The 19,592-nt window shown below is 73.8% G+C and carries 18 protein-coding genes and 1 pseudogene; 9 read left to right on the plus strand and 10 right to left on the minus strand.

What is annotated here, in order from left to right:
- Positions 1-62: 62 nt before the first annotated feature.
- Positions 63-641 carry an aminoacyl-tRNA deacylase gene (locus tag AC1VM9_RS06120; RefSeq protein WP_483121786.1) on the plus strand — a complete coding sequence of 193 codons (579 nt, stop codon included), beginning with the start codon at positions 63-65 and terminating at the stop codon, positions 639-641.
- 15 nt (positions 642-656) lie between these two features.
- Here the strand turns inward: AC1VM9_RS06120 and hutU are convergent, their stop codons facing one another.
- Both hutU and hutH read right to left on the minus strand, forming a co-directional pair.
- Positions 657-2,312 carry a urocanate hydratase gene (gene hutU, locus AC1VM9_RS06125; protein ID WP_483121788.1) on the minus strand — a complete coding sequence of 552 codons (1,656 nt, stop codon included), beginning with the start codon at positions 2,310-2,312 and terminating at the stop codon, positions 657-659.
- A 40-nt stretch (positions 2,313-2,352) separates the two neighbouring features.
- Positions 2,353-3,948 carry a histidine ammonia-lyase gene (gene hutH / locus AC1VM9_RS06130; RefSeq protein WP_483121790.1) on the minus strand — a complete coding sequence of 532 codons (1,596 nt, stop codon included), beginning with the start codon at positions 3,946-3,948 and terminating at the stop codon, positions 2,353-2,355.
- Positions 3,949-4,072: 124 nt separating this feature from the next.
- Between hutH and AC1VM9_RS06135 the strand changes: the two genes are divergently transcribed.
- The 4 genes from AC1VM9_RS06135 to AC1VM9_RS06150 all read left to right on the plus strand — a co-directional run bounded on the left by AC1VM9_RS06135 (position 4,073) and on the right by AC1VM9_RS06150 (position 7,423).
- Positions 4,073-4,834, plus strand: coding sequence for an IclR family transcriptional regulator (locus AC1VM9_RS06135; RefSeq protein ID WP_481343198.1), 762 nt, complete (start codon positions 4,073-4,075; stop codon positions 4,832-4,834).
- Between the two features lie 32 nt (positions 4,835-4,866).
- Positions 4,867-5,844: an NAD(P)H-quinone oxidoreductase gene (locus tag AC1VM9_RS06140; protein WP_483121792.1), complete on the plus strand. Its 978-nt coding sequence runs from the start codon at positions 4,867-4,869 to the stop codon at positions 5,842-5,844.
- Between the two features lie 129 nt (positions 5,845-5,973).
- Positions 5,974-6,585, plus strand: a complete 612-nt coding sequence (locus AC1VM9_RS06145) for a hypothetical protein (protein ID WP_481346381.1) — start codon at positions 5,974-5,976, stop codon at positions 6,583-6,585.
- 289 nt (positions 6,586-6,874) lie between these two features.
- Complete coding sequence (locus tag AC1VM9_RS06150) at positions 6,875-7,423, plus strand: bacterial proteasome activator family protein (protein WP_481347070.1); 549 nt, start codon at positions 6,875-6,877, stop codon at positions 7,421-7,423.
- A gap of 100 nt (positions 7,424-7,523) precedes the next feature.
- On the opposite strand, the gene AC1VM9_RS06155 is transcribed toward AC1VM9_RS06150, so the two are convergent.
- Positions 7,524-7,748 carry a hypothetical protein gene (locus tag AC1VM9_RS06155; protein ID WP_483121795.1) on the minus strand — a complete coding sequence of 75 codons (225 nt, stop codon included), beginning with the start codon at positions 7,746-7,748 and terminating at the stop codon, positions 7,524-7,526.
- A 166-nt stretch (positions 7,749-7,914) separates the two neighbouring features.
- Here AC1VM9_RS06155 and AC1VM9_RS06160 point away from each other — a divergent pair, with 166 nt between their 5' ends.
- On the plus strand, positions 7,915-9,630 hold the full coding sequence (locus tag AC1VM9_RS06160) for a metallophosphoesterase family protein (protein ID WP_483121797.1): 1,716 nt from the start codon (positions 7,915-7,917) through the stop codon (positions 9,628-9,630).
- Here AC1VM9_RS06160 and AC1VM9_RS06165 read toward each other — a convergent pair.
- On the minus strand, positions 9,620-11,413 hold the full coding sequence (locus AC1VM9_RS06165) for an AMP-binding protein (RefSeq protein ID WP_483121799.1): 1,794 nt from the start codon (positions 11,411-11,413) through the stop codon (positions 9,620-9,622). The genes AC1VM9_RS06160 and AC1VM9_RS06165 overlap by 11 nt on opposite strands.
- Positions 11,414-11,720: 307 nt before the next feature.
- On the opposite strand from AC1VM9_RS06165, the gene AC1VM9_RS06170 reads away from it, so the two are divergent.
- A complete protein-coding gene (locus AC1VM9_RS06170; protein ID WP_483121800.1) occupies positions 11,721-13,295 on the plus strand; it encodes a phytoene desaturase family protein in 1,575 nt (524 codons plus the stop codon).
- A gap of 8 nt (positions 13,296-13,303) precedes the next feature.
- Here AC1VM9_RS06170 and AC1VM9_RS06175 read toward each other — a convergent pair whose 3' ends face one another.
- The 3 genes and pseudogenes from AC1VM9_RS06175 to AC1VM9_RS06185 all read right to left on the minus strand — a co-directional run.
- Entirely contained in the window at positions 13,304-13,891 is a 588-nt protein-coding gene (locus AC1VM9_RS06175) for a DNA-3-methyladenine glycosylase I (RefSeq protein ID WP_483121802.1), read from the minus strand.
- 44 nt (positions 13,892-13,935) lie between these two features.
- The gene (locus tag AC1VM9_RS06180; protein WP_483123975.1) at positions 13,936-14,514 is read right to left on the minus strand and encodes a GNAT family N-acetyltransferase; all 579 of its coding nucleotides are present in this window, start codon (positions 14,512-14,514) and stop codon (positions 13,936-13,938) included.
- A 156-nt stretch (positions 14,515-14,670) separates the two neighbouring features.
- A pseudogene (locus AC1VM9_RS06185) lies at positions 14,671-14,892 on the minus strand (VOC family protein); the annotation flags it as partial.
- A 55-nt stretch (positions 14,893-14,947) separates the two neighbouring features.
- On the opposite strand from AC1VM9_RS06185, the gene AC1VM9_RS06190 reads away from it, so the two are divergent.
- The gene (locus tag AC1VM9_RS06190; RefSeq protein ID WP_483121803.1) at positions 14,948-15,817 is read left to right on the plus strand and encodes a phosphatase PAP2 family protein; all 870 of its coding nucleotides are present in this window, start codon (positions 14,948-14,950) and stop codon (positions 15,815-15,817) included.
- A 10-nt stretch (positions 15,818-15,827) separates the two neighbouring features.
- Entirely contained in the window at positions 15,828-17,546 is a 1,719-nt protein-coding gene (locus tag AC1VM9_RS06195; RefSeq protein WP_483121804.1) for an NAD(P)/FAD-dependent oxidoreductase, read from the plus strand.
- A gap of 104 nt (positions 17,547-17,650) precedes the next feature.
- Here the strand turns inward: AC1VM9_RS06195 and AC1VM9_RS06200 are convergent, their stop codons facing one another.
- From AC1VM9_RS06200 to AC1VM9_RS06210, 3 genes are all read right to left on the minus strand, one after another.
- On the minus strand, positions 17,651-18,289 hold the full coding sequence (locus AC1VM9_RS06200) for an FMN-binding negative transcriptional regulator (RefSeq protein ID WP_483121806.1): 639 nt from the start codon (positions 18,287-18,289) through the stop codon (positions 17,651-17,653).
- 127 nt (positions 18,290-18,416) lie between these two features.
- Positions 18,417-18,725: a hypothetical protein gene (locus AC1VM9_RS06205; protein ID WP_483121807.1), complete on the minus strand. Its 309-nt coding sequence runs from the start codon at positions 18,723-18,725 to the stop codon at positions 18,417-18,419.
- Positions 18,722-19,591, minus strand: coding sequence for a DUF4097 family beta strand repeat-containing protein (locus tag AC1VM9_RS06210; protein ID WP_483121809.1), 870 nt, complete (start codon positions 19,589-19,591; stop codon positions 18,722-18,724). Before AC1VM9_RS06210 ends, AC1VM9_RS06205 begins: the two co-directional genes overlap by 4 nt.
- Position 19,592 lies beyond the last annotated feature (1 nt).

A 19,592-nucleotide genomic window follows, 5' to 3' on the forward strand; every position in this document is an offset into this window, starting at 1 on the left:
CCTCGCGTCGCCGGTGGCTCGCACCGGCCTCGAAACCAGGCCTCGAAACTAGGCTGTCGCACATGTCCCCCGACGCCTCCCCCGATGCCTCCACCGACGCCTCCCCCGACGGCTCCCCGCAGGGGCCCGACCGTGATGACACCGCCGAGCGTAGTGAGTCCGAGCCGATCCGCACGCCGGCGGTCGAGGCTGCGCGAGCCGCGGGCATCCCGTTCACGGCGACCCGGCACGGTCGGGTGGGCTCCCTCGAGGAGGCCGCGGCAGCCCGTGGCATCGAGCCGCGCGACCTCATCAAGACGCTCGTGGTGCGCCGCTCCGAGGACGACCATGTCTTCGTCCTCGTACCCGGTGACCGCACGTTCTCGTGGGCCAAGGTGCGTGCCCTCCTCGGCACCAACCGCATCTCGATGCCCGACGCCGCGGCCGCGAAGGCCGTGACCGGCTACGAGCGCGGCACCATCACGCCCTTCGGGTCCGCGACGGCCCTGCCCGTCATCGCCGACAGCCACCTCGTCGGACGTCGCATCTCCATCGGTGGAGGTGCGCACGGCGTCGGGCTCACGGTCGCCGGCGACGACGTCATCCGGCTCTTCGCCGCGACCGTGGCCGACATCTCCGACGAGGAGGTCCGCAAGGGCTGAGGGCATCGGGTCGGGTCAGCCCTCCTGCATCGGGACGCGGACACCGCGCTCGCGGGCGACCTCCTCGGCGCGCTCGTAGCCGGCGTCGACGTGCCGGATGACGCCCATGCCGGGGTCGTTGGTCAGCACGCGGGCCAGCTTCTGCGCTGCGAGGTCGGTGCCGTCGGCGAGGCTGACCTGGCCGGCGTGGAGGCTGCGACCGATGCCGACGCCGCCGCCGTGGTGGATCGACACCCAGCTGGCGCCCGAGCTCGTGTTGACGAGGGCGTTGAGCAGCGGCCAGTCCGCGATGGCGTCGGAGCCGTCGGCCATCGCCTCGGTCTCACGGTAGGGGCTGGCCACCGAGCCGGAGTCGAGGTGGTCGCGGCCGATGACGATCGGCGCGCTGACCTCGCCGGTGCGGACGAGCTCGTTGAAGGCCAGTCCGGCCCTGTCGCGCTCGCCGTAGCCGAGCCAGCAGATGCGCGCGGGCAGGCCCTGGAAGGCGATCCGCTCCTGGGCGCCGCGGATCCACTTGTGGAGGCGGTCGTTGTCCGGGAACAGGTCGAGCACGGCCCGGTCGGTGGCGGCGATGTCCTTCGGGTCGCCGGAGAGCGCGGCCCACCGGAACGGGCCCTTGCCCTCGCAGAAGAGCGGCCGGATGTAGGCCGGCACGAAGCCCGGGAACTCGAACGCGCGGTCGTACCCGCCGAGGCGCGCCTCGTCGCGGATCGAGTTGCCGTAGTCGAAGACCTCGGCCCCGGCGTCCTGGAACTCGACCATCGCCCGGACGTGGTCAGCCATCGACGCGCGGGCGCGGTCGGTGAAGTCCTCGGGCTTCTTCTCGGCGTACTCGTGCCAGTCGGCGAGCTCGACCCCCACCGGCAGGTAGGACAGCGGGTCGTGGGCCGAGGTCTGGTCGGTGACGATGTCGATCTCGACACCGCGACGCAGCAGCTCGGGGAAGACCTCGGCGGCGTTGCCGACGACGCCGACGGACCAGCCGCGTCGCTCGCGCTTGGCCGCGAGGGCCTTCTCGACCGCGTCGTCGAGGTTCTCGGCCACCTCGTCGAGGTAGCGGTGCTCGACTCGTCGGTGCAGGCGGGCCGGGTCGACGTCGACGATGAGGCACGCGCCGTCGTTGAGGGTGACCGCCAGCGGCTGCGCGCCGCCCATGCCGCCGCAGCCACCGGTCAGCGTCAGGGTGCCGGCGAGCGTCCCGCCGAACTTCTTCTCGGCGACGGCGGCGAACGTCTCGTACGTGCCCTGCACGATGCCCTGGGTGCCGATGTAGATCCACGACCCCGCGGTCATCTGGCCGTACATCGTCAGGCCCAGGTGCTCGAGGCGGCGGAACTCGGGCCACGTGGCCCAGTCGCCGACGAGGTTGGAGTTGGCGATGAGGACGCGGGGGGCCCACTCGTGCGTCTGCATGACGCCGACGGGGCGACCGCTCTGGACGAGCATCGTCTCGTCGTCCTTGAGCGTCGTCAGCGTGCGCACCATGGCGTCGAAGGACCGCCAGTCCCTGGCCGCGCGGCCGGTGCCGCCGTAGACGACGAGGTCGTCAGGACGCTCGGCCACCTCGGGGTCGAGGTTGTTCATGAGCATCCGCAGCGGGGCCTCGGTGGCCCACGAGCGCGCCGTCAGCTGCGTCCCGCGCGCGGCGCGGACCGGACGTGCACCTTCCATGTCGGTTCCCTTCTCGTTCAAGCAGATTCAGGCAGTTGGGTCAGTTGAGCGGGCCGGTGACGGCCTCGACGGCCGCAACGACGGAACGGTCGCGCACCGCGGTGTGGGCGCCCTCGATGTCGGGAGCGAGGAAGCGGTCCGGGCCGGGCGCGGCGTTCGTCACGGCGTCGAGCGCGGCGATGGCCGCGGCGGAGGCCGGCGACGGCTCGAGCGGTGCGCGCAGCCGGATGCCACGCGCGGCCGTGAGCAGCTCGATCGCGAGGACGCGGCCGAGGGCGTCGACCGACCGGCGCAGCTTGCGCGCGGCCGACCAGCCCATCGACACGTGGTCCTCCTGCATCGCCGAGCTCGGGATCGAGTCGACGGAGGCCGGGACCGCGAGGCGCTTCAGCTCCGAGACCATCGCGGCCTGGGTGTACTGGGCGATCATCAGGCCGGAGTCGACGCCGGGGTCCTCGGCGAGGAACGGCGGCAGGCCGTGGTTGCGGGCGGCGTCGAGGAAGCGGTCCGTGCGGCGCTCGGCCATCGAGGCGACGTCGGCGGCGACGATGGCGAGGAAGTCGAGGACGTACGCGACCGGGGCGCCGTGGAAGTTCCCGTTGGACTCCACGCGTCCGTCCGGGGTCACGACCGGGTTGTCGACGGCGGAGGCGAGCTCGGCCGAGGCCACGCGGACCGCGTGCTCGACGGTGTCGCGGGCGCCGCCGTGCACCTGGGGAGCGCAGCGCAGCGAGTACGCGTCCTGCACCCGGGTGCACTCCTCGGTGCGGTGCGACTCGCGGATCGGCGAACCCGCCATGACCGCACGGATGTTCGCGGCCGCCGCGGCCTGGCCCGGATGGGGGCGCAGGGCGTGCAGGTCCGCGGCGAAGACGTCGTCGGTGCCGAGGAGGCCCTCGACGCTCATGGCCGCGGACACGTCGGCGACGCGGAGCAGATGACGCAGGTCGTCGATGGCGAGGCAGAGCATGCCCAGCATGCCGTCGGTGCCGTTGATGAGGGCGAGGCCCTCCTTCTCGGCCAGCACGATCGGCTCGATCCCGTTGTCGCGCAGCGCGGTCGCGGCGTCGGTCGGCGTGCCGTCGGCGAGGCGGACCGGGCCCTCGCCCATGACGGCGAGGGCGCAGTGCGCCAGCGGCGCGAGGTCGCCGGAGCAGCCGAGCGAGCCGTACTCGTGGACGACGGGGGTGATGCCCGCGGACAGGACGGCGGCGTAGGCGCGGGCGGTCTCGAGCCGGACACCCGTACGGCCGGTGGCGAGCGTCGACAGGCGCAGCAGCATGAGGGCGCGCACGACCTCGCGCTCGACCTCCTCGCCGGTCCCGGCGGCGTGCGAGCGGACGAGCGAGCGCTGCAGCTGGGCGCGCAGCTCGGTGGGGATGTGCCGCGTGGCGAGGGCCCCGAAGCCCGTCGAGACGCCGTAGTGCGGCACGGTGTCGTCGGCCAGGGCCTCGACGACGGCGCGGCTGCGGGCGATCTCGGCCACCGCCTCGTCGGACAGGGCGACGCGCGCCCCGTGCCGGGCGACCGCGACGACCTCCTCGATGCTGAGCGGCCCGGTGCCGACGGTGACGGTGGCGGTCGAGGACTCCGAGGGGGTGGCGACCGCGTGGGTGCCGGGCAGCGCTGCGTTCATGGCTCCATGGAACCGCCTCCCGGCTGGTGCGGACGGCCCGCAAGGAGCACAATCGTCTCGGATGCGAGACGTTCGCCCGGCGCCAGGGCGAGCCCGTACCCGACTCGGAGGAGGTGGTGGACGCGTGTCGAACGCCCCGGCCGCCGCCAACGCCCTCGACGTGCTCGAGCACCTCTCCCGGCACGCCGAGCCCGTGCCCGCGGCGTCGATCGCCCGCGACCTCGGGCTGCCCCGCAGCTCGGTCTACCACCTGCTCAAGGTGCTGCTCGGTCGCGGCTACGTGACCCACTACGCCGAGGAGCGCCGGTACGGCCTCGGCCAGGCCGCCTACGAGCTCGGCTCGGCGTACCAGCGCCAGGCGCCCCTCGCCCGGGTGGCCCGCGGTCCGGTGCGGCGGCTCGTCGACCGCTCGGGCCGCAACGCCCACTTCGCGACCCTCGACGGGCGCGACGTCATCTACCTGCTCGAGGAGCGCGCGCCGGGCCAGCCGATGCTCGTCACGGACGTCGGCGTGCGCCTGCCGGCCCACCTGACGGCCTCGGGCCTGGCGATGCTGTCGGCGCTGCCGGCCAGCCAGGTGCGCGCCCTCTACCCCGACCGCGGGGCGTTCGTGCAGCGTCACGGCATCGGCCCCCGCTCGCTGGCGGAGCTGCGTGGCGTCCTGACCCGGGCCCGCACCGACGGGCACGCCCGCGAGGAGGGCACGGTCACCCCCGACCTCTCGTCGGTCGCCGTGCCGGTGCTCGGACGGGGTGGCCGGCCGCTCGCCGCCGTCGCCGTGACGTTCCGCACCACGGAGGGCTCTCCCGAGCACGTCGCCGACCTCGTCGGGCGCGCCCGGTCGGCCGCCGACGACGTGGCGCGCCGCCTCAGCCCGGCCCGGTGAGGCCCGCGGAGGGCGTCGCCTAGGCTCGGCCCATGCGCGCCATCACGATCCCCGAGTTCGGGGACGCCGACGCCCTCGTCCCCGCCGACGTGCCCGACCCGGTGGCCGGTCCCGGCGAGGTGCTCGTCCACGTCGTCGCCGCCGGCGTCAACCGCGCCGACGTCATGCAGCGGCTGGGGCACTACCCGCCCCCGGCCGGCGCGAGCGAGCTGCCCGGCCTCGAGGTGAGCGGGCGCGTCGCGGCGCTCGGCGAGGGGGTCACCGGCTGGTCGGTCGGCGACGAGGTGTGCGCGCTGCTCGAGGGCGGTGGCTACGCCGAGCGGGTGGTCGTCCCCGAGGGCCAGCTGCTGCCGGTGCCCCGGGGCGTCGACCTCGCCGACGCTGCCGGCCTGCCCGAGGTCGTCTGCACCGTGTGGTCCAACGTCTTCCTCACCGCCAACATCCAGCCGGGCCAGTGGCTCCTCGTCCACGGCGGCGGCTCCGGCATCGGCACCATGGCCATCCAGCTGGCCAAGGCGGTCGGCGCCCACGTCGCCGTCACCGCCGGGTCCCGGGCCAAGCTCGACGCGTGCCGCGAGCTCGGCGCCGAGGTGCTCGTCAACTACCGGGAGCAGGACTTCGTCGAGGAGGTCCGGGCCGGCTCGGGTGGCCACGGTGCGGACGTCATCCTCGACAACATGGGCGCGAAGTACCTCGCGCGCAACGTCGAGGCCCTCGCGACGAACGGGCGCCTCGTCACCATCGGCCTGCAGGGCGGACGCACGGGCGAGCTCGACCTCGGCGTCCTGCTCGCCAAGCGCGGGGCCGTCATCGCGACCAGCCTGCGTGCCCGGCCCGCAGCGGAGAAGGCGGCCATCGTCGCGGCGGTCCGTGAGCACGTGTGGCCGCTCCTCGAGTCGGGCGTCGTGCGGCCCGTCATCCACACGCGGCTGCCCCTCGAGAGGGCTGCCGACGCGCACCGCGAGCTCGAGGCGTCGGGGCACATCGGCAAGGTGCTGCTCACCACCTGACGCGCCCGCCTCTGCGACAGGACGATCCGGCCGAGTCCGACTCGTCCCGGTGACGCCCGCGCCGTCCCGGCGTACCGTCGGGAACCGGACCACTTCGCACGAAGCGGCCCCCGAACGGGAGGTGACGAGGTGTTCATCCAGGTGATCCAGGGCAAGTGCCAGGACGCGGACCGCATCCACGCTCAGATGGACCGCTGGCGCGACGAGCTCGAGGCTGGTGCAGAGGGCTTCCTCGGCGGCACGTACGGCCTGACCGACGACGGTGAGTTCGTCGGCGTGGTCCGGTTCGCGTCGCGCGAGGACGCCGAGCGCAACTCGGGCCGCCCCGAGCAGGACGCGTGGTGGCGCGACACGGCGGCCTGCTTCGACGGCGACGTCAGCTTCCACGACTGCGACGACGTGACGATGATGCTCGACGGCGGGCGCGACGACGCCGGGTTCGTCCAGGTCATCCAGGGTCGGCTCAGCGACCCCGAGCGCTTCCGGCACGCGATGGAGCAGCCGATGGACCAGCTGCACCAGATGCGTCCGGAGATCATCGGCGGCACCATCGCCGTCGACAAGGACGGGTTCTTCACCCAGACCATGGCGTTCACCACCGAGGACGCGGCCCGCGAGGGCGAGCGGCAGACGCCGCCCCCGGACGCCCAGCAGATGATGGACGAGATGTCCTCGCTCATGAGCGACGTCAGCTACCACGACCTGCACCACCCGTGGTTCGCCACGGCGGGTGCCCGCTGAGCCCACCTCGGCGGGTCAGCCGGTCGCGGCGCGGGCGGGCGCCATGGGTGCGCTCGCCCGCGCCCGCCTGCGCCCGCCTGCCGTCGGCTCGTCCCCGGGTGACGCGCTCGTCCCTCGGCTCGACCCGTGCGGCAGGATGGAGGGCATGACTGACGACGCCACGACCACGGGACCTGGCAGCACCGGCAGCACGGGGAGCACCGGCAGCACGTGGGGCGGCCGGCCCGACGGCTCGGGCGACGCCGGCGGCAACGAGCAGCAGCGCGTCGTCGTCGTGACCCCCGACGGCATGGGGGTCTCCGCCGGCCCCGGCGGCGACGGCGACGACCGGGCGGGCGACGCGGACGGCACCGGCCGGGGCCGGGACGAGGAGGACCGCGAGCGGACCAACCCGGCGGACCTCGTCGAGGAGCCGGCCAAGGTCATGCGCATCGGCTCGATGATCAAGCAGCTGCTCGAGGAGGTGCGCAACGCTCCTCTCGACGAGGCCGGGCGGCGCCGTCTCGCGGACATCCACCACCGGTCCCTCGAGGAGCTCAAGGGCGGCCTCGCGCCCGAGCTCGTCGAGGAGCTCGACCGCATCGCGCTGCCCTTCCGCAGCGACGAGCCGAGCGACTCCGAGCTGCGCATCGCCCAGGCCCAGCTCGTCGGCTGGCTCGAGGGCCTGTTCCACGGCATCCAGACCGCGCTCGTCGCCCAGCAGATGGCGGCCCAGCAGCAGCTCCAGCAGATGCGGGCGCTGCCCCCGGGCCCCGGCGCGTCGTACGGCACGCCCCCCGGCGTGCACCCGGGCCACCACCCGCAGGCTGACAGCGGTCCCACCGGCCAGTACCTCTGAGCCACCCCTGAGCAGCCTCTGCGCCACCCGCGAGCCACCCGCGGTCGAGGTATCCGCTCGCGCCCGACCGCGACGGATCACCTCGACTCGTGGTGGCGGGTCACCGACGCGGACGGGACCCGCGCACGGCACTGCACGGACGCGGTCGCCCGCGGGCCGCCCAGGGCGCGACGAGCAGGGTCAGCCACGCGAACCCGAGGACGAAGCTGCCCACGAGCACGGCGACGCCGGCGTCCTCACCGAGGACCCTCCGCCCGAAGAGGAGCAGCACGACGTAGGCGACGAGGAGGACCACGACGACGTGGCGGCGGCGAGCTGGACCCATGGCTCCTCCCTTCCGGTCCGATGCCAGCAGCCGCAGGTGAACGCCCGGTGTCTCGGCGGCGTCGGCGCGTCGCCGTCGAGGCGGACACTTCGGACGTCGGCCACGGGCTGCTCGGCACGCCCGACACGTCGGAGGGCGCGCCGCATCCGCCGGTTAGGGTGAGGCGGTGCGACGCGTGCGGGACCTGCTGTCCGGCGACGGCCACTGGCTGCGCCGCGGGTCGCACGTGCTCAGCTGGGTCGCGGTCCTCGCCGCCTGTTACCTCGGCGGGGTGGCCGCGACCAACCTCGCCCCGACCGTCGTCGAGACGTCGCAGTACCGGGCGGTGCTGCGCCTCGACCCCATCCCGCGGCACACGGCCGTGCTGCACTCCCCGACGATCATCGGGGACGTCGACGTCGCCTTCGCCTCGCCGATCCTCGCGCCGGGCCTCGACGTGCAGGTCGCCGTGCGCGAGGAGATCACCAACCTCTTCACCCGGCCCGACGTCGACATCCGGTCGCTCCAGCCCTCGGGGGACGAGATCTCCGGCGCCATCACGCAGGCGGCGGTCGGCGTCGGCGTCCGCTTCCTGCTCGGCGCCCTCGCCATCGCGGTGCTCCTGTCCCTCGCGTCCCACTACATCCGCCAGCGCACCACCCGGCGGCACCACGTCGCGTTCGTCGCCTCGGCCATGGTCGTCGCGTGCGCCGGCACCTTCGGCGGGATCGCGGTGACCTACCAGCCGGCGCGGTTCGCCGAGTACCGCACGACCGGGGTCCTCGGCGTCGTCCAGCGCAACGCCGGGCTGCTCGCCGACGTCGAGGCCCGGGCCGCGCAGGTGACGCCCTACTTCCGCAACCTGCTCGCCGTGACGCAGGCCCTCCAGCAGAAGTACGTCCAGGGCAGCGTCAGCGAGCCGGTGTCGGCGCGCATCCTGCTCGTCTCCGACATCCACGGCGCCAACCAGTACGCCCTCATGCGCACGATCGTCGAGGAGGAGGGCATCGACGCCGTCATCGACAGCGGTGACCTCATCAACTTCGGACGCGTCCAGGAGGCCGAGGCGGCCGGCATCTTCCGCTCGATCCAGCGACTGGGTGTGCCGTACGTCTTCGTCAGCGGCAACCACGACCAGTCCTCGGCGACCGACCGTGCACTCGTCGACCGCCTCGGCCGCATCCCCAACGTCGTGCTCCTCGAGGACGGCCGGGGCGCGCTGCGCGAGCTGTCGTTCCACGGGCTGCGGATCACCGGCTTCAACGACCCGCGGTTCTTCGGCGACGACAACGAGGACCCCGTCGCGAAGGAGAAGCCCGCGGTCGACCGGTACAACGCGACGATGGCCGACCAGCCCGAGCCGGACGTCGTCGTCGCCCACGAGCCCTACGCCACGCAGGGCGTCGAGAAGGGTCGCCTCCTCGTCAACGGCCACATGCACACGCCGAAGCTCGACGGCAACCGGATCCAGGTCGGCACCTTCACCGGTGGCGGCGTCGTCGCCCACTACGCCGAGGGGCAGGGCGAGGAGCTCAACGGCCAGCCGTACGCCTTCGACATCCTCGCCTTCGGCAACGCCTGCGAGCTGAACTCCCTGACCCGCTACACCTTCCGCAACCTCCTCGAGGGCCGCCCCGCCTACGACAGCGTCGAGGTCATCAGCGGCGCCCGCATCGACCCCTACCGGCCCGAGCGGTCCACGGCCCAGCCGGGCGAGCCGGCGAAGGCGGCGACCCGGACGTGCGGACGCGTGGACGAGACGACCCTGCGGACGCTGCCGGTGCCGACCCCCGAGGACGTCGGTGCGACAACCCCACCGGGGGGCGCCACGACACCGGTGACGCCGGGGACGCCGACCCCGACCACCTCCACGGTGCGGGTGCCGGGAGGCGTCAGCCCCTGAGGTCCGGGAACTGGTCGTCGCGCCACTCGTCCCGCGGCTGGGTGGCACCCGACGCGTCGAGATCGTTCTCGCGTCCGCGCAGCTCGACGCGGCGGATCTTTCCCGAGATCGTCTTGGGCAGCTCGTAGAACTCGATGCGGCGGACGCGCTGCCACGGCGCGAGCTTCTCGCGGGCGTGGGCGAGGATGGAGCGGGCCGTCTCCTCCCCGGGCTCGTGGCCGGGGGCGAGGGCGATGTAGGCCTTGGGCACGGCCAGACGCACCGGGTCGGGAGCCGGCACGACGGCCGCCTCCGCGACGGCCGGGTGCTCGATGAGGACCGACTCGACCTCGAACGGGCTGATCTTGTAGTCGCTGGCCTTGAAGACGTCGTCGGTCCGGCCGACGAAGGAGATGTAGCCCTCGGCGTCGACCGACGCGACGTCGCCGGTGTGGTAGAAACCGCCGGCCATCGCCTCGGCGTTGCGCGTCTCGTCGCCCTGGTAGCCGGTCATGAGCGGCACGGGCCGGTGCGTCAGGTCGAGGCAGATCTCGCCCTCGCGGTTGCCGTCCGGGTCGGCCTCGGTGACCGGCAGGGTGGTGACCGGGTCGACCACCACGACCGGGTAGCCGGGCAGCGGCCGACCCATCGAGCCCGGCTTGACGAGGGACCCGGGCGTGTTGCCCACCGACAGTGTCGTCTCGGTCTGGCCGTAGCCGTCGCGGATCGTCAGCCCCCACGCCTTCTCCACCTGCGCGATGACCTCCGGGTTGAGCGGCTCGCCGGCACCGACGACCTCGCGCAGCGCACCGGGCCCGCCCGACAGGTCGCTCTTGATGAGCATCCGCCACACGGTCGGCGGCGCGCACAGCGAGGTGACCGCGTGGTCGCGCAGGACGCGCAGCAGCGCGGCGGCGTCGAAACGGGCGTAGTTGTAGACGAAGATCGTCGCCTCGGCGATCCACGGCGCGAAGAACGAGGACCACGCGTGCTTCGCCCAGCCCGGGCTGCTGATGTTGAGGTGGACGTCGCCGGGCCGCAGCCCGAGCCAGTACATCGTCGTCAGGTGCCCGACGGGGTAGGAGCGCTGGGTGTGCTCGACGAGCTTGGGCCGGCTCGTCGTGCCGGAGGTGAAGTAGAGCAGCAACCGGTCGTCCGGTCCGGTGCCCGGGTGCCGCGCGGGACCGGCGTCGGACGCGTGGGCGTCGGCGAAGGAGTGCCACCCCTCGGGCGCCCCGCTGGATGGGTCGCCGGAACGATCGCCGGAGGGGTCGCTGCCGACCGCGACGCGGACGTAGTCACCGGGGAGGTCGTCGAGCTTGTGCACCTCCGACGCGTTGGTCACGACGGCCCGGGCGCTGACCCGCTCCATCCGGTCGGCGAGGTCGCCGGGGCCGACGGCCGTCGTCGTCGGCACGATGACGGCACCGAGCTTCATGACGGCCAACATCGTCTCCCACAGCTCGACCTGGTTGCCGAGCATGAGGATCACCGAGTCACCGCGGCGCACGCCGAGCGACCCGAGCCAGGCCGCGACGCGGTCCGAGCGGCGGGCCATGTCGTCGAAGCTGATCGTCGAGGACGACTCGTCCTCCTCGACGATCGTCAGCGCGGGCCGGTCGTTGCCGCGCGCGATCGCGTCGAACCAGTCGACGGCCCAGCAGAACCGGTCGCCGAGCTCCGGCCACGCGAACTCGGCGACGGCGCGGGCGTGGTCACCGCGCAGGTCGAGCAGCCGGTCCCGGGCGGCGCGGTAGGCGTCGGTCGCGCTCGTCGTCGAGGGTGCGTCGGTCACGTCGGTCATGCTCCGACCTTGCCACGCGGCGACCCGCTCCAGAAGGGGACGGACACATCGGTCACCTCACACGGTCGGCGCCGGGACGCGTCAGTACGTCTCGTCCCGGCCGGCGCGTCGGCGACGCTCCTCGGCGAGCGGCGGCGACGGCGAGGACTCCGGCGGCGACGAGCACGAGGCCGGCCAGTTCGGTCAGGTCGCGCCCCCCGCCCCCCGCAACACACCGAGCAGTCGCCAACCGCCACCCGGTACTCCCGGTGGCGTTGGCTGCTTCTCGGTGTGTTCTGGGTTCAGGCTGGTGGCTAGGGTGACGGGGGTGCACTACGACGACATCGTCATCGGCGCCGGCCACAACGGCCTGACCGCGGCCGCGTACCTCGCCCGCGCGGGTCGCCGGGTCCTGGTGCTCGAGCGGGGCGAGCACGTCGGTGGTGCCGCAGTGTCGGCGCGCGCCTTCGCCGGTGTCGACGCTCTGCTGTCGCGCTACTCCTACCTCGTGTCGCTGCTGCCCCGGCAGATCCTCACCGACCTCGACCTCGACGTGCAGCTGGTCCGGCGCCGCTACTCCTCGTACACGCCGGTGCCGGCCGACCCCCGGCGGGGTCTGCTCGTCGACACCGCGGACGCCGCCGCGACGCGGGCCGCCTTCCGGGACCTCACCGGCGGCGAGGACGCCTGGGCGGGGTGGACCGAGCTCTACGGCCGTATGGCAGGACTCGCCGCGAAGGTCTTCCCCACGGTTCTCGAGCCGCTGGCCAGTCGCGAGCACGTCCGCGGCCTGTCGGGCGACCCCGAGCTGTTCGACGCGCTGACGACGCGCCCGGTCGGTGAGCTGGTCGAGTCGGTGACCGACGACGACACCCTCCGCGGCATCATCGCCACCGACGCCCTCATCGGCACGTTCGCCTCACTGCGCGGTGACGACCTCCGCCAGAACGTGTGCTTCCTCTACCACCTCGTCGGCGGTGGCACCGGCGACTGGGACGTGCCCGTCGGCGGCATGGGCGCCCTGACCGACGCGCTCGCCCGGGCCGCGGTCGAGGCCGGGGCGAGCATCGTCACCGGGGCCGACGTCACGACCATCGACCCGTCGACGGGCGAGGTCGCGTGGGCCGGCGGCAGCGGGATCGACGCCGGCAGCGCCGGCGGCCGTGCCCGGGGCACCTCGCTGCTCGCCGCCTGTGCGCCCACCGTCCTCAACCGGCTGCTCGCCGCCGCCGGCGCCGACCCCGTGCCGACCGAGGACGACGTCGAGGGCAGCCAGCTCAAGGTCAACATGCTCCTGACGCGGCTGCCCCGGCTGCGCGACCGGAGCGCCGACCCCCGGGCCGCCTTCGCCGGCACCTTCCACGTCAACGAGGGCTACCGCCAGCTCGAGGACGCCTACGCCGCGGCCGCCGCCGGACGCATCCCCGACCTGCCGCCGTGCGAGGTCTACTGCCACACCCTGAGCGACCGCTCGATCCTCGGCCCCCGGCTCGCCGCCTCGGACGCGCAGACGCTGACGCTGTTCGGCCTCCACCTGCCGGCCCGGCTGTTCCGCGAGGACAACGACGCCGCGACGGCGGCCGCCCTGGCGGCGACGTTGCGCTCGCTCGACTCGGTGCTCGCCGAGCGGATCGAGGACGTCCTGCTGCGCGACGCCGACGGCCGGCCGTGCCTCGAGGTGAGGAGCCCCGTGGACCTCGAGCGCTCGCTCGGCCTGCCGGGCGGCAACATCTTCCACCGGTCGCTGCAGTGGCCGTGGGCCGAGCGGGACCCGGAGGTCGGCACGTGGGGGGTCGAGACGCCGTACGCCTCGCTCCTGCTCGCGGGAGCGGGCGCCCGGCGCGGCGGCGGGGTCAGCGGCATCCCGGGGCACAACGCGGCCCGTGCCGTCCTGGACGGCTGAGCCCGCCGTCAGTCGGGCCAGACGCCGCTCGTACCGCGCCGGTGGCTCGTGACCAGGTGCGTGTCGACGATGCCGACGGCCTCCATGAGGGCGTACATCGTCGTCGGCCCGACGAAGGCGAAACCCTTCTTGCGCAAGGCCTTCGAGAGGGCCTTGCTCTCCTCCGAGACGGTGGGGACCTCGGAGTGGTTCGTGGGGCGGGGGGTGTCGGCGGGTCGGAACGACCACACGAGCTCGACGAGCCCGCCCTCATGGCGAAGGGCGAGGGTGGCCCGCGCGTTCTGGATCGTCGCGGTGATCTTCATCCGGTTGCGCACGATGCCGGCATCCTGCATGAGCCGCTCGACGTCGGCGTCGGTGAACGTGGCGACGACGTCGGGGTCGAAGTCGGCGAAGGCGGCCCGGAAGGCCGGCCGCTTGCGCAGGATGGTGGCCCACGAGAGGCCGGACTGGAAGCCCTCGAGGCAGATGCGCTCGTAGAGGCCCTGCTCGTCGCGGACCGGCATGCCCCACTCGGTGTCGTAGTAGTCCATGAGCAGCGGGTCGGACGAGGCCCACAGCGGGCGCGCCAGACCGTCGGTTCCGACGACCGTCATGCGGTGACCCTACGACGCGGCGGGGACATCGGGCCCACCGCGCCTCACCGCAGGTCGAGGCGCATGAGCACGCGTGGGAACCCTGCCGAGACCGAGCCGGTGTCGGCAGCCTTGGTGAAGCCGGCCCGCTCGAAGAGGGCCCGGGTGCCGACGTAGGCCATCGTCAGGTCGACCTTCGCGCCCCGGTTGTCGACCGGGTACCCCTCGACCGCAGGCGCGCCGAGCTGCCGGGCGTAGGCGACCGCACCCTCGAGCAGCGGCAGGGCCAAACCGCGTCCGCGGTGCCCGCGCCGCACGCGGATGCACCACGCCGACCAGACCGGCAGGTCGTCGACGTGCGGGATCAGACGCGAGCGCTCGAACGGCAGCTCGGACCGGGGGGCGACGGCCGCCCACCCGACGACCTCGGCGCCGTCGTAGGCCAGCACGCCGGGCGCGACGTCGCGCTCGCAGAGGCTGCGGACGTACGCACCGCGCGCCGGGCCGAGGAGCGCGCGGTTCTCCTTCGCCGGAAGACGGTGGCTCAGGCACCAGCAGACGCTCGAGGTCGGGTTCCTCGGCCCGAGCATCGTCGCGACGTCGTCGAACCGGTCCCTGGTCGCGGGCCGCACGACGACGGTCATCCGGGGCGCACCGCGCTGAGACAGAACGGGTGCCCCACGGGGTCGAGCATGACGCGCCACTGGTCGGGGGCCGGCTGGTGGCCGGCCTCGCGGGCACCGAGCTTCCAGCGCCTTGGACACGCACGCATCGAGGTCGTCCGCGGCGAGGTCGAGGTGCAGCTGCTGGCGCTGCGGGCCGTCCGGCCACGTCGGCGCCTCGTACGCGTCGACCCGCATGAGCGTCAGCATCGGCCCCGCGCCGGAGAGGCAGACGACGCCTCGGTCGGGCGTGGCGAACGCCTCCTCCAGTCCGAGCAGGGCGCGGTAGAAGGGGGCGAGGGCGTCGGGGTCGGGGCAGTCGATCGAGATGGACGCGAGCGGCGCGACGGCGGCGGTCATGGCCCCGGACCCTACGCCGGGTCGCCGACACCGGTCACCGGGTAAGGAACCGGGCGTGGCAGAGCACGCGCACCGGCACACACCCGACGACACGATCGGCGCGCGCGACCTCACCGCGTGGCACACCCGCCTCGGGCGGTGGCTGGTCGGCGTCTTCGCCGCCGTCGCGCGCGCGTCGCGACCGACGGCGCGACGCGTCGCCTCGTGGTCCGCTGCCCACGTGGCGTTCGTCGTCTTCACCGTCGTTGCCCTGGTCGTCATGGCGGCGCTCGTCGAGGGCGTCGAGACGCTCTACGAGGGCGTCGTCGGACGCGACGGCCTCACGGTGGTCGACCAGCCGGTCCTCGACACCGCGGTGTCGCTGCGCTCGCCCGGGCTCGACTCTGCCGTCACCGCGTTCACCGACGTCGGCGGGCCCGTCGGCATGCCGATCCTGGCCACCGTCGTCGTCGCGGTCATCACGTGGCGCCGGCGCCGGTGGACGCCGGTCGTCGTGGCGGCCGTCTCGGCGGCCGGCTCGCTCGCCATGACCGTCGTCGGCAAGGGCTTCGTCGACCGCGCCCGACCGCCGGCGTCGCTCGCGGTTCCGCCGCTCGAGGTGTCAGCGTCGTTCCCGAGCGGTCACACCCTCAACGCCACGGTGCTGACGACCGTCGTCGTCTACCTCCTCCTCATCGAGACGACCGCCGCGTGGCAGCGCGTCGTCGCCGTCACCGTGGGCACGCTCTTCGTCCTGTCCATGGGCCTGTCGCGAGTGTTCCTCGGCCACCACTGGCTCACCGACGTCCTCGCCGGGTGGCTCATCGGTCTGGCCTGGGCCCTCGCCGTCATCACGGCCCACCGGCTCTGGCTCACGTTGCGCGAGCGCCCGGCGGCCGCGTCGGCGGATGCGGGGGCCATACCCGGGGCGCCACGTTCCTCCTAGGATCGGCAGGGTGAAGCCGGCGATCATCCTCGTGTCCGAGACCCGCTGCGAGCAGCTGCGCGACGAGTTCTTCCGCTATGAGCGCGACTACGAGCTGCCGACGGCCACCTCGGCCCACGAGGCCAAGCTCGAGGCGCGCCGCGTCGTCGCCGAGGGCGGCCAGGTCGCGATGTTCGTCACCGAGTCGCGGCTGCCCGACGCGGAGGTCCTCGAGGCCTTCCACTGGTGGCGCGCCACGGTGCCGACGGCCCGGCGCGTCATCGCCAGCCACGTGTCGACGTTCCGCGAGGACGCGGACCGGCTCCGCGGCGGCATGGCCAAGGGCAAGTACGACGCCTACCTGCTCATGCCCCGCGGTCCTCGTGACGAGGAGTTCCACACCGCCCTGTGCGAGCTGCTGTCCGACTGGGGCTCGACCGTGGCCGAGCCCGAGGCCGTTGCCGTCGCCATCGTCTCGCCCGTCGAGGACGCGCTCACCCTCGCCATCCGCGACTACCTCGACCGGATGGGCATGCCCAACCGCGTCTACCCGCCCGACAGCGACAAGGGCCGGCACGTCCTCGACCTCCACGTCGCCGGCGGCGGCGAGCCCGACTTCCCGCTCGTCATGGACCTGGGCCAGCGCGTCGGGGTGGCCCACAGCGTCCGCGACGTCGCGTCCCGCATCTACGGTCGGCCGGCGGACGTCGACGTCGACCGCGTCGTCGACGTGGCCATCGTCGGCGCGGGACCCGCAGGTCTCGCGGCCGCGGTGTACGCGTCGTCGGAGGGCCTGTCGACCGTCGTGCTCGAGGCCGAAGCCGTCGGCGGACAGGCCGGTACGTCGTCGATGATCCGCAACTACCTCGGCTTCCCGCGCGGCATCTCCGGCATGCGGCTCGCCCAGCGGGCCCGCAACCAGGCCATCCGGTTCGGCACCCGTTTCTTCACCGGCTGGCCGGTCACGTCGTTCGTGCCCGGCGAGGTCGACGACGCCGGTGTGCCCACGCCGCACCGCCTCTGCACGGAGGGCGGCGACGTGCTGGCCCGGGCCGTCGTCGTGTCGGCCGGCGTCACGTACCGGCGCCTCGACGCCCCCGGCATCGAACGGCTCGTCGGCCTCGGCGTGCACTACGGCAGCGCCATGACGGCCGCCCGCGAGATGGAGGGCTACGACGTCGTGGTCGTCGGCGGCGGCAACTCCGCGGGGCAGGCGGCGATCCACCTGGCCCGGTTCGCCCGCTCGGTGACGATCCTCGTACGGCGCGAGAGCCTCGCCGAGACGATGTCGAGCTACCTCGTCGGCGAGATCGAGTACAACCCGCGCGTCACCGTCCAGGGCTGCTCGGAGGTCGTCGCGGGCGGGCCTGGTGACGACGGCCGTCTCGGCTGGGTCACCGTCCGCGACACCCGTGACGGCACCGAGACCACGCGGGACTGCCGGGGCCTGTTCCTGCTCATCGGCGCCGCGCCCCACTGCGACTGGCTTTCCGACGCGGTGGCGCGCGACGAGCGCGGGTTCGTCCTCACCGGCCGCGACGTGCCGCAGGCGCGCTGGAACGGCGACCTGCCCCCCGAGAGCCTCGAGACGACGGTGCCCGGGGTCTTCGCGGCGGGCGACATCAGGGCCGGGTCGATGAAGCGGGTCGCGGCCGCGAGCGGCGAGGGCGCGTCGGTCGTGCCGCTCGTGCACGCGTGGCTCGACCCGGCCCGCTGGTCGCCGACCGCGGAGCGGGTCACCGCTCGATGAGGCGCCCCGCGTCGACGCGGTAGCGCACCACGGTCGTCGTGGCGAGCCACTGACTCGCCGATGCCTCGGCGCATCTGTGCCACAACGGCTTCCAGATCAGGCGGTCAGCTCGACAGGGTGTCCGCCATGGCGTCGGCGACGACGTGCGCGACGGCGCCCGGCTCGTCGCGCAGGCCGGCGATGGCTCCGGCACGATCGGCGTCCGACCGGTTCTGCGACAGCTTGGCCTTGCCCTCGACGCGCTCGACTCGCAGCTCGACGCCGACGATGGCGCGCAGGCGGCCCCGGACCCACCTGGCCGGTGCGTCCGTGACGGCCCACGGCGCGGCACGGCCGGCCTCGTGCCGCTCGGTCAGCCGCGTGACGACGTCGAGAACCCACCCGGGGTCGTCGTGGACCGTCACCGCACCGGAGAGCTGGACCTCGCTGTAGTTCCAGGTCGGCACGACCCGGCCGTGCTCACGCTTGCTCGCGTACCAGCCCGGCGACACGTAGGCGTCCGCCCCGGTGACGACGACGAGGCCGGCGGAGCCCGGCGCGATCCGCGTCCACTGCTCGTTGGACCGGGCGACGTGGCCCACGACGCGCAGGCTGCCCTCCGGCTCCTCGTCGACGATGACGGGCAGGAGCGTGGCGTCCGGCCGCCCGTCCGGGCCAACGGTGACGAGGTGGCCGGCGGGGTGCGCGTCGAGGAAGCGGCGGATCTCGCCGTCGGCCATGGCGTTGGCGCGGGGCACGTACATGGCTCGATCGTCGCACGCCGGTCCGTGCGCACCGGGCGAGCAGGGCAGCCGCAACGCCACCCGCGACGCCGGACGCCCACCCGGCCGGGAAGCGTCGGCGGGTGGGCGTCGGCCCGCGGGAGCGGGGTCAGGAGTGGCGGTGCGGCGAGCGGCGAGGCTGCGCCTGCCAGGGCCGCGGTGCCGAACGGTCGTGGCCGGACCGCGTGACGACCGGCGCGCCGCCGTGTGCGTCCCCGTGTGCACCGCGGCGCGCGGCCGCGTCGTCACCGTGCGCATCGGGGTCGAGGCGCTCGGCGAGCCACCGCAGCAGGAGCGCGGCGCGCACGTGGCGGCGTTGGCGCCGGGGCGCGTGGTGCCGCGCCGCCGAGCGCTGGAGGATGACGTCGCGGGCGAGCGCCTCCTGCGGAGTCAGGGTCATGCCCTTCACGGCGCTCATGCCAGGCTCGCCGTCGCGCGCTTGACGTGGATGTCGCCGCTGCCGGAGTGGACCGTGAGGCTGGCGCGCGCCTCGCTGTCGCCGGGCCCGTCGGAGGACTCGAGGTCGACGTCGACGTCGCCCGTGACGCTGTTGAGGTCGAGGAACGCCGCGACACCGTGCGCCACGCCGATGGACACGTCGCCGGTGCCGGTGCGGGCCTGGACCTGACCGCCGTGCACGGCCCCGAGGTCGACGTCGCCCGTGCCGGTCATCAGCTCGAGGTCGCCGGTGCTCGCGTCGATGCGCAGGTCACCCGAGCCGGTCTTCGCCTTGACGGGGGCGTCGGAGCGGCGCAGCGCGATGTCGCCGCTGCCGGTGACGAGGTCGAGGCGGCCGCCGGCCGAGCCGATGGAGACGTCGCCGGACCCGGTCTTGGCGTTGACGTCCCCGCGCGCCGACTGGAGCGTGAGGTCGCCGGAGCCTGACTTCAGGTGTGCGGCGGCCACCTCGTGGAAGGTGAGGTCGCCGGCCCCGGTGTTGGCGCGGACCTCGCCCAGCAGGCCCGATGCCGTGATGTCACCGGCGCCGGTGCGGGCCTCGACGGCACTGCCGGTGGGCAGCTCGACCTCGACGTCGACCGAGCCCTTGGTGCCGAGCGAGAAGAACGAGTCGCGCAGCTTCGGGGACAGGACGACGACGTCGTTGCCGTGCGCCTCGACGGTGAACTTCTCGGCGAGCTCGGCGCCCTTGCGGCCGTGCGGGACCAGCCGCACGACGGTTGCCGAGGCGTCGGTGGCGGTCAGCGTCACGTCGCCGACGAGCAGCTCGACCTTGAGGTTGACGGGACCCGTCGTGTCGAAGCGGGTCTCGAGGGTGTCGCTCATG

The organism is Monashia sp. HAY1-11D (genome assembly GCF_056868035.1).

Excerpts from the sequence above, each read along its gene's own strand:
- hutU (WP_483121788.1), bottom strand. The coding sequence starts at position 2,312 with ATGGAAGGTGCACGTCCGGTCCGCGCCGCGCGCGGGACGCAGCTGACG.
- hutH (WP_483121790.1), bottom strand. The coding sequence starts at position 3,948 with ATGAACGCAGCGCTGCCCGGCACCCACGCGGTCGCCACCCCCTCGGAG.
- AC1VM9_RS06180 (WP_483123975.1), bottom strand. The coding sequence starts at position 14,514 with ATGACCGTCGTCGTGCGGCCCGCGACCAGGGACCGGTTCGACGACGTC.
- AC1VM9_RS06210 (WP_483121809.1), bottom strand. The coding sequence starts at position 19,591 with ATGAGCGACACCCTCGAGACCCGCTTCGACACGACGGGTCCCGTCAAC.
- AC1VM9_RS06200 (WP_483121806.1), bottom strand. The coding sequence starts at position 18,289 with ATGTACGTGCCCCGCGCCAACGCCATGGCCGACGGCGAGATCCGCCGC.
- AC1VM9_RS06175 (WP_483121802.1), bottom strand. The coding sequence starts at position 13,891 with ATGACGGTCGTCGGAACCGACGGTCTGGCGCGCCCGCTGTGGGCCTCG.
- AC1VM9_RS06155 (WP_483121795.1), bottom strand. The coding sequence starts at position 7,748 with ATGGGTCCAGCTCGCCGCCGCCACGTCGTCGTGGTCCTCCTCGTCGCC.
- AC1VM9_RS06140 (WP_483121792.1), top strand. The coding sequence starts at position 4,867 with ATGCGCGCCATCACGATCCCCGAGTTCGGGGACGCCGACGCCCTCGTC.
- AC1VM9_RS06150 (WP_481347070.1), top strand. The coding sequence starts at position 6,875 with ATGGGGGTCTCCGCCGGCCCCGGCGGCGACGGCGACGACCGGGCGGGC.
- AC1VM9_RS06205 (WP_483121807.1), bottom strand. The coding sequence starts at position 18,725 with ATGAGCGCCGTGAAGGGCATGACCCTGACTCCGCAGGAGGCGCTCGCC.
- AC1VM9_RS06165 (WP_483121799.1), bottom strand. The coding sequence starts at position 11,413 with ATGACCGACGTGACCGACGCACCCTCGACGACGAGCGCGACCGACGCC.
- AC1VM9_RS06120 (WP_483121786.1), top strand. The coding sequence starts at position 63 with ATGTCCCCCGACGCCTCCCCCGATGCCTCCACCGACGCCTCCCCCGAC.